Origin of the sequence: Massilia agilis (assembly GCF_024756255.1) — a bacterium.
GTDB lineage: Bacteria > Pseudomonadota > Gammaproteobacteria > Burkholderiales > Burkholderiaceae_D > Telluria > Telluria agilis.
In genome coordinates, this window is sequence record NZ_JANUHB010000001.1 from 1372949 (window position 1) to 1388337 (window position 15389).

Below are 15389 nucleotides of genomic sequence, written 5' to 3' on the forward strand. Positions count from 1 at the left end.
CCGCGGGCACCAACTGGAGCAATCAAGTGGCCTCGGTTTGCGCCATTCGCGACACCGGCGTTGGCAGCTCTTTATCAAGCAGACGAACATCGAGCACATTCGTTGCCAGCTTGATCTGTCCCGACTGGACCAGCGCGTAGATCTTCTTGTTCACCTCAGACACGACGCCACCCAGTCCGTTCTCGGGGTCCCCGATCCAGAAACCGAGTTCGACCTCGTAGCCTTCCGGCGCAAAGCGGTTCAGGCCGACGCCGGGCGCGGGTTGTTCCAGCACGCGCGGCGTGCCGACCGCCTGCTGCAGCAGCAGCGGCATCACCACGGTGAGATCGCTGCCGTGCGCAACGAGGATGCGGGTGAAGCCGCGCACGCAGCGGCTGGACAGCGACTGGTTCTGCACCGGTCCCGAAATCAGCATTTCGTTCGGCAGCACCGTTTCCACGCCATCCAGCCCCTGCAGCACGGTATAGCGGGTGTTGATGTTGGTGATCTTGCCGGTGTACTTGTCCACCGAAATCATGTCGCCGATCGACAGGCTGCGCTCGAGCAGGATGATGAAACCCGACACGTAGTTGCTGGCAATGCGCTGCATGCCCAGGCCCAGGCCCACGCCAAACGCGCCACCGAACACGGACAGCACGGTCAGGTCCAGCCCCATCAGCGGCAGGCACAGCAGCACGGCGACGAGGATCAGCAGCGCACGGCTCATGCGCGCCAGCATCACCTTGAGCGAAGTGTGCAGGCCGGCCATGCCCATCAGGCGCTCTTCCAGCGCGGCGCCGGCCCACAGCGCCAGCATCAGCAGCACGACCACCGACAGGCCGCCCTGCAAAATCTCCGCAATCGACGGATGCAGCTTGCCCAGGTGGATTTCGCGGCTGTCGAGGAAGGCGTAGACGTCGTCCCACATGCCGGTGATGTAGAGGGCAACGCCCAGCCACACCAGCAGCGCGAACATCTTCTCGAACGTCACGAAGGCCGCGCCCAGCTCGCCCCTGCGGCCGAACACGCGGCGCAGCAAGTAGAACACGGCGCGGATCGCCGCCAGCGAGGTGAACACCGGCATGGCCACCCGCACCAGGTTGATGTGGATGTGGTTGGCGATGAGGATGTACTTGGCCGCGTCCAGCAGCCCGACCACGATCAGCGGCGCCAGCACCGCGAGGAAGCTCTCGGCGCCGATGCGCAGGAAGCCACCCTCGCCGTCGCGCGCGCGCGGCAGCAAGCGGCGGATCACGCGCGCAGCGAGCCAGCCGAGCGCGGCGCTCGCGAGGACCGCCACCACCTGCCACTTGATGCCGGGCCGGGCGAGATCCTCGATCAGGTCGGGCAGCAGGTTGGACAGGGGCACGGCCGTCATCGCTTATTCCTCCGTTTCCGCCTGCGTCTTCGCCGGTTTCGCGGCCATCGGTTTGCGCTCCAGCACGGCGGCGAAGAAGCCGTCGGTGTTGTGCTTGTGCGGCAGCAGCTTGAGGTATTTGTCCATCTCGAGCGGGATCTTCTGCTCAGCCAGCGCGGCGCTCATCGGCACCAGCTGGAAGTCGTCGTGCGTGGCCAGGAACTGCTCGACCACGGCGTCGTTCTCTTCGTTCAGCAGGCTGCAGGTGGCGTACACCAGGCGGCCGCCGCTCTTGACCAGGCGCGAGGCGCCGTCCAGGATCGACAGCTGCTTTTCCTGCATCTCGGCGATTGCCTGCGGCTGCTGGCGCCACTTCACGTCCGGGTTGCGGCGCAGGGTGCCCAGGCCGCTGCACGGCGCATCGACCAGCACGCGGTCGATCTTGCCGGCCAGGCGCTTGACCTTGGCGTCGCGCTCGTGCGCGATCACCACCGGGTGCACGTTCGACAGGCCCGAGCGTGCCAGGCGCGGCTTGAGCTTGGCCAGGCGCTTTTCGGACACGTCGAAGGCGTACAGGCGGCCGGTGTTGCGCATGATCGCGCCCAGCGCCAGCGTCTTGCCGCCCGCGCCAGCACAGAAGTCCACCACCATCTCGCCGCGGCGCGCGCCCACCAGCTGGGCCAGCACCTGGCTGCCCTCGTCCTGCACCTCGATGGCGCCGGACTTGAACAACGGCAGGTTCTGCAGCGCCGGCTTCTTGTGCACGCGCAGGCCCAGCGGCGCGTACGGCATCGGCTCGGCGATGATCGGCGCCGTGGCCAGTTCCGCGATCACGTCCTCGCGGTTGGCCTTGATCGAGTTGACGCGCAGGTCGAGCGGCGCCGGTGTATTCAGCACGGCCGCCAGCTCCAGCGTTTCCTGCTCGCCGAACTGGGCCACGAGCTTGTCGTACAGCCACTGCGGCAGGTTCGAACGCAACAGCGGCGACAGCAGCTTGCGGTCGATCTGCGCAACGCGGGCCAGGAACTGGTTTTCCTCTTCGCTCAAGCCGCCCAGCGACTCGGCGCCCACCGCCTCGGCCATGCCCAGCAGTGCCAGGCGGCGGATGGTCGGCGCATTGCCGGAGCCGGCGAAGTCGGTGAAGAAGGACTTGTTGCGCAGCACGGCATACACCGCCTCGGCGACGGCGCCGCGTTCACGGCCACCCAGGCGCGGGTGATCCTTGAAGTAGCGCGACAGCGTCACGTCGGCCGGCGCGGTAAAACGCAGGATCTCGCGCAACACCTCTTCGGTATTGGCGAGAATTGCTGGAGGCAATCTCATGAAATTCCTTGTTTAGATTCTGTTGTTTCCGGCAACGGTCACTTGCCCGTTGTCGATCGTGACCCTGTCCTCGACGCACAGGCGGACCGCATAGGGGTAGAGCTTGTGCTCTTCCACCAGCACGCGCGCGGCCAGCGTCTCTTCGGTGTCGCCGGGCAGCACGTTCACACGCGCCTGGGCGATCACCGGACCGTGGTCCAGCTCGGCCGTCACGAAGTGGACGGTTGCGCCATGCTCCGGCACGCCCGCCTCCAGCGCCTGCCGGTGCGTCGCCAGGCCCGGAAAGGCCGGCAGCAGCGACGGGTGGATGTTCAGCAAGCGGCCCGCATAGTGCTCGACGAAGCCGGGGGTCAGAATGCGCATGAAGCCGGCCAGCACCACCAGGTCGGGCTGGAAGCCGTCAATGACTGTCCGCAGCGCCGCGTCGAACGCCTCGCGCGTCGGGTAATCCTTGTTCGACACGACGGCCGTCGGGATGCCGTGCTTTGTTGCGAACGCGAGTCCCTTGGCGTCGGCCTTGTTGCTGATCACCGCGGCCACCCGTGCCGGCCACTTCTCGGCTTGGCAGGCGCGCACCACTGCTTCCATGTTGCTGCCACGGCCAGAAATGAGGATCACGATGTTTTTCATAGCCCGCCATTGTACCTGAGGCGTCAAGTCAGGCCCAACCGAAACATCGGCACCAAGGCTGTGCGTAGGGTGGGCGGGTTTCCCGCCCACGCGTTCAACCAGTGCATGCCGGTCGGCGCGTTCGCTAGCCCGGTGCGCCCATGCAAATTGAACGCGTGGGCAGCACAGCTGCCCACCCTACGGTCATTATGGCCAACGGTGAAAGGATCAGACGGTCACTCGAACGAGTAGAACACCCGGAACGGCACCTTTTTCTCCGCCCAGAAATCGGCCGCGTCGCGGAACACGTCGAGCAAGTTCTCGCGCGCTTCCTTGTCGAATTTTTGCGTGTTGGGCAATTGCTCCAGCACGACGATGAAGCCCGGCTGCGGCCCGGCCTTGTGGATGGTGTGGGTCAGGCACTCGCGCAGCGCGTCGAAATTCTTGCTGCACGGCTTGGGAAAATGGAAGCTCTCGCCGATCTTTGCGCACACCTGCTGCTTGGTCAGGGCAGTGGCACAGTACGCGTACAGGAAGTGATGCCCCAGCCTGCCAGCCTCTTCCTGCAGCTCCACGACGCGGAACGCACGAATGGACTGCACAAGATTGGGCGCCACTGTCATCAACAAACTCATTTTTCCCTCAAGTTGACCTAGTGTGTTGGGAGGGGAACCCGCGCCCGGACCATGGAGCACGCGCATTACTTACTCTCCTGCTATTGATTTACACACGCCAATAAACCCTAACTTTTCTAAGGGTAACGTTTTGTGGTAGTGGAAGCAACCCGAATGTTGACTCCTAACGCCAATTTTTCAAAAAAACCTTTGATTTAACAAGGATTTTCCCGCTTCTGTCCGCCAAAGTCGCATAATGCCTGCTGTTACATTTTGTTGCCACGCAGATCGCACGGCGTACTCGGCTGGAAGTACCATAAGCTCGTGGCACTAGCATATTGACGACTTAGCACCACCCAAGAACGAGGTAAACCATGAAACTGCAAGCCAAACTTTTGATCTCCGCCCTCAGCGTCGCCGCGCTCCCGCTGGCCCATGCCGGCGACTTCGACGACTTCGGCCGCGTGGTGCGCGTCCAGCCGCGTACCGAGCAGGTGCGTGTGCCGCGCCAGGAGTGCCGCACCGAATACGTGCAGGCGCAGGCCCAGCCGCAGCGCGGCTCGGGTGGCCAGATCGTCGGCGGCATCGCCGGCGCGCTGCTGGGCAGCCAGGTGGGCGGCGGTAACGGCAAGGTGGCTGCGGCTGCTGCCGGTGCAATCGCCGGCGCCATGGTGGGCGACCATGTCGAAAACGACGGCCGCAACTATGGACCGGGCGTGCAGGAGCAAGCCGTGCGCCAGTGCCGCACCGTCGAGGTGGTGGAAACCCGCAACGCCGGCTACGAGGTGACCTACGAGTACCGCGGCCACCAGTACACCGAGATCATGAGCCGCGACCCGGGCGACCGCGTCCACCTGCGCGTCTCGGTGGTCGCCGACCGCTACTGATCGATCCGCCACGGGCAGGTTCCTGCCCTCCTCCCCCGGGTTCCTGCTAGTGCTTGCGCTGTGGGAACCCGTCGCCTGATAATAGGGCGGTTTTCCCAGGCCGTCCTATGCTCATCAAACGAAAATCCATCGAACAAGCCGAATCGTCCCGCCGTCCCGTGCGCAAGCCGAAATTCGCGCCCGTGACGCTATCGGAACAGGAAGGCGTACGCTACCTGCACTTCGGCACCGAGTGGGTGCAGGGCGCCATGCGCATCCGAAAACCGGACTGGCCCGAACTGGAATATGCGCAGCAGATGATGTCCTTTATGCTGTTCATCGACGCCCCGCGCACCATTTGCCAGCTGGGCCTGGGTGCGGCCACGCTCACCAAGTTCTGCTACCGCCAGTTCCCCGAGGCGCAAGTCACCGCCATCGAACTGAACCCGTCGGTGATCGCGATCTGCCACTCGATGTTCAAGTTGCCCGAGGACGACGCGCGGCTGCAGGTACGCGAGATGGACGCCTTCGACTTTGTGCTACACCCGTCCAGCCACGGCGCATTCGACGTGCTGCAGTGCGACCTGTACGACGCCACCGCGCGCGGCCCGGTGCTCGACACGCCCGAGTTCTACGCGGCCTGTAACGCCTGCCTCGCGCCGGGCGGCATCATGACCGTGAACCTGTTCGGCGACCATCCGAGCTTCGCCAAGAACATCAAGGCGATGAAGTTCGCGTTCGACCAGGTGATCTGCCTGCCCGAAGTCCACGAAGGCAATGTGGTCGCGCTGTGCTTCAGGGAGCGCCGCAAGATCGACCTGGACGCGCTGGCCGCACGCGCGGCGCAGATCCAGGCCTCTACCAAACTGCCCGCCAAATCCTGGGTCAAGGGCATCGCCACGGCACTCGCCACAAAATAAATGGACGACCATTCCGACGCCAAGCCACGCATCAAACGCCTCGACCTGCAGGCCATTTTCGCGTGGCTGCTGGCGGACGGGATCGTCACCAAGGAACACGTCAAGGCCAACTTCGCGCAGGCCCAGGGCATCCTGAAGAACGCGCCGGGCGCGATGCACCCGCTGGCCGCGGTCGCGCAGTGCAAGCTCACCTCGGCCCTGCCGCCGCACCGGCTGCTGACGCTGGACGTGCTCTCGGAGTGGTGCGCCGCCAAGGTCGGCCTGCCCTTCATCCGCATCGACCCGCTCAAGATCGACTTCACCAAGGTGGCGGACGTGATGTCGGCCAGCTACGCGGCGCGCTTCAACGTGCTGCCGGTCGAGCTGACCCCGACCACGCTGGTGGTGGCCACGGCCGACCCGTTCGTCAAGGAGTGGGAGCACGAGATCGCGCGCATCTCGCGGCGCCGGGTTGAACTGGTGATCGCCAACCCGCTGGACATCGCGCAGTACATCTCGCAGTTCTTCAGCCTGGCCAAGTCGATCCGCGACGCGAACAAGACGTCGAGCCAGAACACGGCGCTGCGCAACAACCTGGAACAGCTGGTCGAGATGGGCAAGTCGGACCGCCAGTTCGACGCCAACGACCAGCACATCGTCAACATCGTGGACTGGCTGTGGAGCTACGCGTTCGAGCAGCGCGCCTCCGACATCCACCTGGAACCGAAGCGCGAATTCGCGCTGGTGCGCTTTCGCATCGACGGCGTGCTGCACCAGGTGTACCAGGTGCCCACGGCGGTGATGATCGCGATGACCGCGCGTATCAAGCTGCTCGGCCGGATGGACGTGATCGAGCGCCGCCGCCCGCAGGATGGCCGCATCAAGACCCGCACCAACACCGGGCAGGAGGTAGAGCTGCGCCTGTCCACGCTGCCCACCGCGTTCGGCGAAAAGCTGGTGATGCGTATCTTCGACCCGGAGGTGGTGGTCAAGACGCTGCCGGAGCTCGGCTTCCCGGCCGACGACGCGGCGTGCTGGGACGCGCTCACCCAGCGCCCGCACGGCATCATCCTCGTCACCGGGCCCACCGGCTCGGGCAAGACCACCACGCTGTACACCACCCTCAAGGCGCTCGCCACCAGCGAGGTGAACGTGTGCACGGTGGAGGACCCGATCGAGATGGTCGAGCCGTCGTTCAACCAGATGCAGGTCCAGCCGGGCATCGACCTGTCGTTCGCGGACGGCGTGCGCGCGCTGATGCGGCAGGACCCGGACATCATCATGGTCGGCGAGATCCGCGACCTGGCCACGGCCGAGATGGCGATCCAGGCCGCGCTGACCGGCCACCTGGTGCTGTCCACGCTGCACACCAACGACGCGCCGTCGGCGGTGATGCGCCTGCTCGAACTGGGGGTGCCCTACTACCTGCTCGAAGCCACGCTCATCGGCATCATGGCGCAGCGCCTTGTGCGTACGCTGTGCGTGCACTGCAAGGCCACCGGCGGCGACTTGTCCGACGACGTCTGGCAGAGCATCGGCGGCGCGTGGAACCTGCCCAAGCCGGCCGCCGTGTACCGCCCGGTCGGCTGCCCCGAGTGCCGCCAGACCGGCTACCGCGGGCGCACCGGCCTGTACGAGCTTGCCACCGTGACCGAACAGTTCACCCGCCTGATCGGCGAACAGACCGACCTGCAGGCGCTGCGCCAGCAGAGCATGGCCGACGGGATGAAACCGCTGCGCATGGCCGGCGCATTCAAGATCATCGAGGGCGTCACCACGGCCGAGGAAGTGCTGAAGGTGACCTCGGCGATGGCCTGACCGGCCTGCCCCAAACAGGACTGGCGCAAACGGCAAGCTGTCGCTATAATGACGACCTCTTTCGGGTCGTTAGCTCAGTTGGTAGAGCAGCGGACTTTTAATCCGTTGGTCGCGTGTTCGAGCCACGCACGGCCTACCAGAATCAGAAGAAGGGGTTTCGAGCAATCGAAACCCCTTTTTTCATTCCTCGGCCAAATCGCCGTAGGGCGGGCGCGCAGTAAAGACTGGCGCAACCGCAAAACTGCCGCTATAATAGCGAGCTCTTCGGGTCGTTAGCTCAGTTGGTAGAGCAGCGGACTTTTAATCCGTTGGTCGCTGGTTCGAGCCCAGCACGGCCTACCAGAATTTAGCAGTAACATGAAAGGCGTTGCGAGTGATCGTGACGCCTTTTTTGTTTTACCCGCCCTGCCCTTCATGCCGCAAACGATCGCCGCCCCCGTCCACCACGAACTGGTCATCAAGAAGAGCCGCTTCATCGCGTGCGTGCAGCCGATGGCCGACCGTGCGGGCGCGCAGGCGGTGGTGTCTGCCTTGAAGGCGCAGCACCCGGGCGCGAACCATGTCTGTTGGGCGCTGCTGGCCGGCGGCCAGTCGGCGGCGGTGGACGATGGCGAGCCAAGCGGCACCGCCGGGCGCCCGATGCTCGACGTGCTGCGTCACCAGGACCTGGAAGGCGTGCTCGCCACCGTGGTGCGCTACTTTGGCGGCGTCAAGCTGGGCGCCGGCGGCCTGGTGCGCGCTTACACCGACGCGGTGGCGCAGGCGCTGCTGCAGGCCGATAAAATCGCCATCGTGCGTACCCGGACCTTGCGCTGCCTGGTGCCGTACGCACTGGAAGGCATGGTACGGCGCGAGCTGGAGGCTGCGGGCGCCACCCTCGCCGACGTCGAACACGGCGACGCCGTGAGCCTTGCATTTGCGCTGCCGGAAGTGGCGGCGGCCGGATTGGTGGCCAGGCTGAACGATGCCGGCCACGGGCGGCTCACCTGGCACGGCGAGGACGACTGACGGCGCGCTCGTCGGTGCTACACTCGACTCATCTCAACCACAGGGAGGAGCCATGTCCGCCAACAACGAACGCAACCCGCACCTGATCCGCGCTGCCGAAGTGAAGTCAGCCGAGGGTGAATTCTCGCACCCATGGAATCCGAAGTCGCGCCTCATCGGCACCCACCTGAGCAAGGCCGCCGGGCTGCAGCGCGCCGGGGTCAGCATCGTGCGCATCCCGGCCGGCCACGAGTCGTTCGCCTACCACGCGCACCATCGCGAAGAAGAGTGGGTCTACATCCTCTCCGGCCGCGGCATGGCCGATGTCGACGACAAGCAGTACGAGGTCGCCGCCGGCGATTTTCTCGGCTTTCCGACCTCGGTCGCACACCACATGCGCAATCCGTTCGACGAGGACCTGGTCTACCTGATGGGCGGCGAGAATCTGGACACCGAGATCGCCGACTTCCCGCGCCTGGGCAAGCGGATGGTCAGGATGGGGGACGAGGTCGCCATCTACAGCCTCGCGGACGGCAAACCACTGGGGCCGCTGGACTAAATATCTCTACACAATACCGCCCAACGTACCGCCAGCAGAAGAGCGAGCAGGCCAGCAAGAGAAAGGCTTGACGAAGATCTGCGCGGCGCTCGTAGCGGACCCGCAATGGTCACGGGCGCAGACGCCTGTCGCACAAGTTCTGACGCCCCCTCCGCACGTCGTCCCGGCGAACGCCGGGACCCATGCTGAGCGTGCGCCTTCGGCACAAGTCGCGTGGCCGCATACTCAGCATGGGCCCCGGCTTCCGCAGGGGCGACGGCAATCCAGCCGTTCCGACTGCCCCAGCTCAGCCTTGGAGCCGTCCGGCGCCTCGTCTTCTATCTTTTCCGGTTCATTGGCAACCTTCGCGCGTCGGTTGCCGCTTTGCCTTCAATGAAACCGCTCGTTGAGCTTTGGTCGCCCCCATATCGCACCTGCGTCAGTCACGCACTATTTTTTGCTATCAAATAGTAAGTTTTGTGCTACCCTGATTCCGCTTCGTTGCCTCATTGATGACGTGATCGTTTCTGATTGCCCAAAAACCGCGTGCCACACTCAGAGGAAAAAATGAACAAGAAATGGATTGTCATACCGTCTTTGCTGATCCTGACGATGACCGGAGCGATCGCCAGCCCCCCGGAGACAGTAGAGCTGAATCGCGCAACCCAATTGGAGGTCGTCGATGCACTGGTTGCCAAGCTAAATGCCTACTATGTTTTTCCCGACAAAGCTAAACAAGCCGAGGCGGTCCTGCGCCAGCGCCAGCGCGAGGGCAAGTACGATGGGATCACGGACGGCAAACAGCTGGCCAAACAGCTATCGGATGACATTGATGGCGTTATCCACGACAAGCATATGTTGGTAGATTTCAGTGCCCGCCCGGTCCCGTCCGAGGATTCAATGCCCCCGCCACCCCAGACGCGGGCGGAGTGGGAAAAACAGGTGCCACCTGCGGTGCTCCAAAGGGTCCTCGCGTCAAACCTTGGCGTCGAAAAGGTTGACCACCTGAGCCCCAATATCGGCTACCTGCAGATTTCCTCGTTCGGGCCGGTTTTTCTCGTATCCGAAAAGTTCGCCACGGCGATGAATGAACTGGCTGACACCGATGGCCTCATCATTGACCTGCGCAACAACGGCGGCGGCGGGGGAGACTCAGTGGCGTTACTGATCAGCTATTTTGTTGACGAGCGCACCCGCCTCAACGACACCTGGGAACGTGCCACCAACATCACCACACAGTACTGGACGCAGGATAAGCTTGACGGCAAACGCTATGGTGGCAAGAAGCCGGTCCTCATCCTGGCAGGCCCCAATACGAAGTCCGCTGCCGAGGCATTCGTGTACACGATGCAAGCGCTGAAACGCGCCACAGTGATCGGCGAGCGGACTTGGGGCGGAGCCCATGCCGCGCGCCCTTATCGCCTTGGCGACCATTTTTACGCCGTGATACCTAGCCGGCGCACCATCAGTCCAATTACCCATACTAATTGGGAAGGAGTGGGCGTCATCCCGGATATCGCAGCAACGCCCGACAACGCGCTTGCGGTGGCCAAGGACCTGCTGCAGCGTCGACTTCAAGGAACCGCCGCGCCTGGCGACGCGGGACATTGACGGATCGCTCGACGCGAGAGCGCATCGAGTATGTCCGCCGTCGGCACCACCGTGGCGAATTCCCCGTGCAGGCTGGCCAGCGCGGTATCGTGCATCAGCTGCGCGCTGTAGTGGCGGCCGTCGGGGCCTGTGCGCTCGAAGGTCGCCGCCGCATCGGCCGCGAAGAACACCTCGAAACCGAAATTACCGGCCATGCGCGTGGTCGTCGATACGCAGTGGTCGGTGGTGATGCCGCAGATGACCAGCGTGCCGATCCCGTCCGCGCGCAGGCGCTGTTCCAGGTCGGTGCCGATGAACGAACTGTTCACGTTCTTGTACAGGACCGGTTCGCCCGCGAGCGGCGCCGCTTCCGGCTTGACGCGAAAGCCCGGCGCGTCCGGGTGGAACAGGCTGCCCGGCCGCTGCGAACGGTGCTGGATGTGAAAGAGCGGCCGGCCGGTTGCGCGCCAACCGGCGAGCAGCCGTGCGACGTTCTGCTCGGCCTGCGGGTTGTTGCGCTCTCCCCAGCTCGGATCGTTGAATGCCTGCTGCACGTCGATGACGATCAGCGCGGCGTTGGCGGGCAGTTGCTGCATCGGGTACTCCTTTCATGTGGACGAGCCGCCATCTTCGCCCGCGCGTTGCTGCAAGCCCAACCGAAATGCCCGATAATTGCCAGCTCATCCATGAAGGATTTCGATGGCTATGAAGCTCAGCCAACTCAGGATGCTGGTTGCGGTCGCGGATCACGGCAGTTTCAGCGCGGCCGCCGCGCAGCTCGACTGCACGCAATCGCGCATCAGCCACGCGATCGGCGAGCTCGAACGCGAGCTCGGCGTGCGCCTGCTCGCGCGCACACGCGTTGGCTCGGCGCCGACCGATGCCGGCCACCGGGTTCTGGACAAGGCGCGGCAGATGCTGCGGATCGAGGCCAGCCTGCTCGACGCCGCGCGCGACAGCCAGGCCCTGGCGGGACGCGTGCGCATCGCATGCTTTCGCAGCGTGGGCACGCACCTGCTGCCGCACGCGCTCGAGGCACTGGCGCTGGAATATCCTGGCATCGAGATCGAGATCGACGACGGCTGCGACGAGCGCGACGATGTGGCACAAGCGGTGCTGCAGGGCCGCGCCGATATCGGCATTGCGCAGCGGCCGGTGGATGACGCGCTTGCGTGGCAGCCCTACCTGTTCGACAGCTACCGGCTGGTGCTGCCCGCCTCGCTGGCCCCGCGCATCGACGGCGGCTGGCCGGCGCTCGATGGCCTGCCGTTCATCGCGCTGGCCTGCTCGGGAGCCGCCGCGGTGCTGGAGCGCTGCCGTGTGGCCGGTTTCGCGGCGCAGCCAAGCCGCACGCTGGCCAACGATACGAGCATCGCCGCCATGGTCGGGCGCGGCATGGGATTTTCGATCCTGCCCGAGCTGTCGGTCTTTCCCCGGCCCGACGAGGTGCGCACGCTTGCGCTGCCGATTCCGGCGCGGCGCGAATTCGTCATCGCCGCCCTGCCTGGCACGATGCGCGCGCCGGCCGTGAAGGCGGTGCTGCGCTTCCTGCGCGACAAGCGTATCGTGGCGCGGACACGGGCTTACCAGGGCGGCATCGTCAGCTGGGAGTGATGGCGTTTAGCCGCCGTCCTTGGCGTCCATGAACGAGCGCAGCATCTCCACCGGCAGCGGGAACACGATGGTGGCGGTCTTGTCGCTGGCGATCGTGGACAAGGTCTGCAGGTAGCGCAACTGCATCGAGCCGCTTTGGCGCCCCAGCACCTGCGCGGCCTGCATCAGCTTTTCCGACGCCTGCAGTTCGCCCTCCGCGTGGATCACCTTGGCGCGGCGCTCGCGCTCGGCCTCGGCCTGGCGCGCAATCGCGCGGATCATCGACTCGTCCAGGTCGACGTGCTTGATCTCGACGTTGGCCACCTTGATGCCCCACGCGTCGGTCTGCGCGTCCAGCACCTGCTGGATGTCGATGTTGAGCTTTTCGCGCTCGGCCAGCATCTGGTCGAGTTCGTGCTTGCCCAGCACCGAGCGCAGCGTCGTCTGCGCCAGCTGGCTGGTGGCCTCGAAAAAATTCGCGACCTGGATGATGGCCTTGGCCGGGTCGATCACGCGGAAGTACAGCACCGCGCTCACCCGCACCGACACGTTGTCGCGCGAGATCACGTCCTGCTTGGGCACGTCGTGCACGATGGTGCGCAGGTCCACCCGCACCATTTGCTGCAGCACCGGGATCAGCAGGAACAGCCCGGGCCCCTTCACGGCCCAGAAGCGCCCGAGCTGGAACACCACGCCGCGCTCGTATTCGCGCAAAATGCGCACCGACATCGCCAGCAGCACGGCCAGCAGCACGATGACCAGGCCGATCGAAAAACTGAACTCGATTAGCATCTCAGGCTCCTTGTTCATTTTCAGGCACCACCTGCAGCACGGGCCCGCGCATGGCGACTACGCGCACCCGCTGGGCGCGCGCGAGCGGCGTGTCGGTGACGACGTGCCAGGTCTCGCCGCCGATGTTGGCCCAGCCTTCGCGCGTGGCGCCCTCCAGCATTTCGCCCACGCTGCCGACCAGCGCCTCGGCCCCGCTCACCGGCTTGCGGCGGCGTGTGCGCAAGGCCACGTTCGCCGTTGCCGTGACCAAGAGGCCCGCCGCCACCCCAAGCGTGCCGACCAGGACTGGCGGGATGCCAAAGCCGGGCCGGTCGGTCTCGATCAGCATCAGCGCGCCGATCACGAACGCGATCACGCCGCCAATGCCGATCGCGCCGAACGTGGGCAGGAAGGCTTCCGCCACCATCAGCCCGAGCCCGAGCAGGATGAGCGCCAGGCCCGAGTAGTTGACCGGCAGGAGCTGCAGGCCGTACAGGCCGAGCAGCAGGCAGATCGTGCCGGCCACGCCGGGCGCGATCGCGCCGGGGCTCATGAATTCGAACACCAGCCCGTAGATCCCCACGGTCATCAGGATCAGCGCGACGCTCGGGTTGGTGATGGCGGCGAGCAGGCGTGTGCGCCAGTCCGGGGCCGCGTCCTCGACGGGAGCGCGCGCGGTGTGCAGCGTTTTCGGCTGGCCGAGCACGGTCACGGTCCTGCCGTCGAGCAGCGCCAGCAGCCGCGGCAGGTCCGGCGCCACGTCATCGACCACGTGTGCCTTGAGCGCCTCCTCCGCGGACAGGCTGACGGCTTCGCGCACCGCCTGCTCGGCCCAGTCGGCATTACGGCCGCGCATCTGGGCCAGCCCGCGGATGTAGGCGGCGGCATCGTTGACCTCTTTGTGTTCCATCGTCGATGGCGTCTTTTCCCTGGCCGGCTCGGCGCCGCCCGGGCCCACGGCAACCGGCGTGGCGGCGCCCAGGTTGGTGCCAGGCGCCATGGCGGCGATGTGGCTGGCGTACAGGATGTAGGTGCCGGCGCTGGCCGCGCGCGCGCCACCGGGAGCGACGTAGCTCGCCACCGGCAGCGGCGCCGTCAGGATCGCGCGGATGATGGTGCGCATGGACGTGTCCAGGCCGCCCGGCGTGTCCAGCCGCAGCACGACGAGCTGGGCGCGCTGGCTTGCGGCGCGGGCGATGCCGCGGGCGACGTAGTCGGCATAGGCCGGGCCGATGGCGCCGTCCACGGTGAGCACGACGACCTTGGCCGTGCCCGGCAGGTCAACCGCACGGGGCGCGCCGAACAGGCGCGCCGGGGCCAGCGCCGCCAGCGCCATCAGCAACGAACAAGCCAGCCTTGCCGGCCATGATGGGAACATGCCAGCACCTCGCGACGGACGGGTGTCCCTCCCAACGGGTTAGAAGTGCTGGCTTCGGCCTTGGTTCCGCAAGCGGGAACACCAGGCAAACGGCTCAGGCCAGCGGCGGCCCGTCCATGGAGATGAAGGTCTCGGCCGCCTCGCGCTGGATGTCGCGCAGCGTGTCTTCGTCGAGCACGAAGTCGAGCGCGCTTTCGGCGTGCTCCGGTGGTGGCGGCGGCGGCGTGCCCAGCGGCGAGGCCACGGGGGTGTACTGGTTGGCCAGCAGCAGCGTGTCGCGCAGGGTTTCGGGAGGCATGCCCAGCCACGCGCCACGCAGTTCGACGATCGCTTCGGCCACCGGCGCCGGTACGGCCAGCTTGCGCAGCACCTCGCGGCTGACCACGTCCTCGCACAGCTCGGCCCAGTTCTCGGGATCTTCGTCCAGCAGGCCCGGGAATTCGTCGGCGCGCGAAAGCAGGTAGAAGCCGCCGACCTCGTGCACGATGCCGGCAAACAGGGCGGTGTCGGGGTTGACGAAGGTGACCCGGCGCGCAAACGCCTCGGCCAGCGCCGCCACGTGGGCGGTATGCGCCCAGAGCTGCTCGGCCTTGGCGCGCAGGCCAGGGTCCACGATGCGGCTGCCGAACTGGCGCACCACCAGGCTGGCCACGAGCGCCTGCAGGCGCCGGTAGCCGATCCGCGCGACGGCCGCGCGCACGTTGGTGATTTGCGGCCCGGCCGCACTGTTATAGGCAGCGGTGTTCGCCAGCGCCACGGTACGCGCCGCCAGCTGCGGCTCGCCCAGCACCAGGCGGATTGCGTCTTCCAGATGGCAATCGGGATCCTCCAGCGCCAATTGAAGGCGCAGGACGGCATTGACGCTGGTTGGGAAGGTCATGTCGCCGCGCGCTGCCTGGGCGGCGATGTAACCAAAGGCTTCGATTCTGTTCACCGCTCGATTATACGCTGGCAAGGTGAACTGGTTGCCTCGCATCTCATGCGATGGCGGGAACCGTGCCGTGACAAGCGCGGTTCCGTGGACGCGGCGCGACAGTGTGTGTCAGCCGCGCGCGGAACCGTCACAT

Annotated in this window: 15 protein-coding genes and 2 tRNA genes; 9 read left to right on the top strand and 8 right to left on the bottom strand. The window is 65.7% G+C overall.

The features are described from left to right. Positions 1-22: 22 nt before the first annotated feature. The 4 genes from NX774_RS06225 to NX774_RS06240 form a co-directional block, all read right to left on the bottom strand. Positions 23-1357, bottom strand: coding sequence for a mechanosensitive ion channel family protein (locus tag NX774_RS06225; protein WP_258821284.1), 1335 nt, complete (start codon positions 1355-1357; stop codon positions 23-25). Between the two features lie 3 nt (positions 1358-1360). Beyond that, positions 1361-2659, bottom strand: a complete 1299-nt coding sequence (locus NX774_RS06230) for an RsmB/NOP family class I SAM-dependent RNA methyltransferase (protein WP_258821285.1) — start codon at positions 2657-2659, stop codon at positions 1361-1363. Positions 2660-2671: 12 nt separating this feature from the next. Beyond that, positions 2672-3289: a phosphoribosylglycinamide formyltransferase gene (purN, locus tag NX774_RS06235; protein ID WP_258821286.1), complete on the bottom strand. Its 618-nt coding sequence runs from the start codon at positions 3287-3289 to the stop codon at positions 2672-2674. A 215-nt stretch (positions 3290-3504) separates the two neighbouring features. Then, entirely contained in the window at positions 3505-3903 is a 399-nt protein-coding gene (locus NX774_RS06240; RefSeq protein ID WP_258821287.1) for a barstar family protein, read from the bottom strand. Between the two features lie 353 nt (positions 3904-4256). Between NX774_RS06240 and NX774_RS06245 the strand changes: the two genes are divergently transcribed. From NX774_RS06245 to NX774_RS06280, 8 genes are all read left to right on the top strand, one after another. Beyond that, on the top strand, positions 4257-4769 hold the full coding sequence (locus NX774_RS06245; RefSeq protein WP_258821288.1) for a glycine zipper 2TM domain-containing protein: 513 nt from the start codon (positions 4257-4259) through the stop codon (positions 4767-4769). Positions 4770-4876: 107 nt separating this feature from the next. After that, the gene (locus NX774_RS06250; protein ID WP_258821289.1) at positions 4877-5668 is read left to right on the top strand and encodes a spermine/spermidine synthase domain-containing protein; all 792 of its coding nucleotides are present in this window, start codon (positions 4877-4879) and stop codon (positions 5666-5668) included. Then, the gene (gene tfpB, locus NX774_RS06255) at positions 5669-7465 is read left to right on the top strand and encodes a type IV pilus assembly ATPase TfpB (RefSeq protein ID WP_258821290.1); all 1797 of its coding nucleotides are present in this window, start codon (positions 5669-5671) and stop codon (positions 7463-7465) included. It begins immediately after the preceding gene. Positions 7466-7528: 63 nt separating this feature from the next. Then, a tRNA-Lys gene (locus NX774_RS06260) sits at positions 7529-7604 on the top strand. Positions 7605-7731: 127 nt separating this feature from the next. Beyond that, positions 7732-7807 (top strand) — tRNA-Lys (locus NX774_RS06265). Between the two features lie 72 nt (positions 7808-7879). Further along, positions 7880-8473 (top strand): IMPACT family protein, encoded by a 594-nt coding sequence (locus NX774_RS06270; RefSeq protein ID WP_258821291.1) that lies wholly within the window; start codon positions 7880-7882, stop codon positions 8471-8473. A 52-nt stretch (positions 8474-8525) separates the two neighbouring features. Further along, entirely contained in the window at positions 8526-9011 is a 486-nt protein-coding gene (locus NX774_RS06275; protein WP_258821292.1) for a cupin domain-containing protein, read from the top strand. Between the two features lie 546 nt (positions 9012-9557). Then, entirely contained in the window at positions 9558-10601 is a 1044-nt protein-coding gene (locus NX774_RS06280; protein ID WP_258821293.1) for a S41 family peptidase, read from the top strand. Here the strand turns inward: NX774_RS06280 and NX774_RS06285 are convergent. After that, a complete protein-coding gene (locus tag NX774_RS06285) occupies positions 10565-11176 on the bottom strand; it encodes a cysteine hydrolase family protein (RefSeq protein WP_258821294.1) in 612 nt (203 codons plus the stop codon). The genes NX774_RS06280 and NX774_RS06285 overlap by 37 nt on opposite strands. A gap of 103 nt (positions 11177-11279) precedes the next feature. Here NX774_RS06285 and NX774_RS06290 point away from each other — a divergent pair, with 103 nt between their 5' ends. Beyond that, positions 11280-12194 carry a LysR family transcriptional regulator gene (locus NX774_RS06290; RefSeq protein WP_258821295.1) on the top strand — a complete coding sequence of 305 codons (915 nt, stop codon included), beginning with the start codon at positions 11280-11282 and terminating at the stop codon, positions 12192-12194. A 6-nt stretch (positions 12195-12200) separates the two neighbouring features. Here NX774_RS06290 and NX774_RS06295 read toward each other — a convergent pair whose 3' ends face one another. From NX774_RS06295 to NX774_RS06305, 3 genes are all read right to left on the bottom strand, one after another. Beyond that, a complete protein-coding gene (locus NX774_RS06295) occupies positions 12201-12965 on the bottom strand; it encodes a slipin family protein (RefSeq protein WP_258821296.1) in 765 nt (254 codons plus the stop codon). A 1-nt stretch (position 12966) separates the two neighbouring features. Beyond that, positions 12967-14322 carry an NfeD family protein gene (locus tag NX774_RS06300; RefSeq protein ID WP_258821297.1) on the bottom strand — a complete coding sequence of 452 codons (1356 nt, stop codon included), beginning with the start codon at positions 14320-14322 and terminating at the stop codon, positions 12967-12969. A gap of 94 nt (positions 14323-14416) precedes the next feature. Then, a complete protein-coding gene (locus NX774_RS06305; RefSeq protein ID WP_258821298.1) occupies positions 14417-15256 on the bottom strand; it encodes an HDOD domain-containing protein in 840 nt (279 codons plus the stop codon). Between the last annotated feature and the right edge of the window lie 133 nt (positions 15257-15389).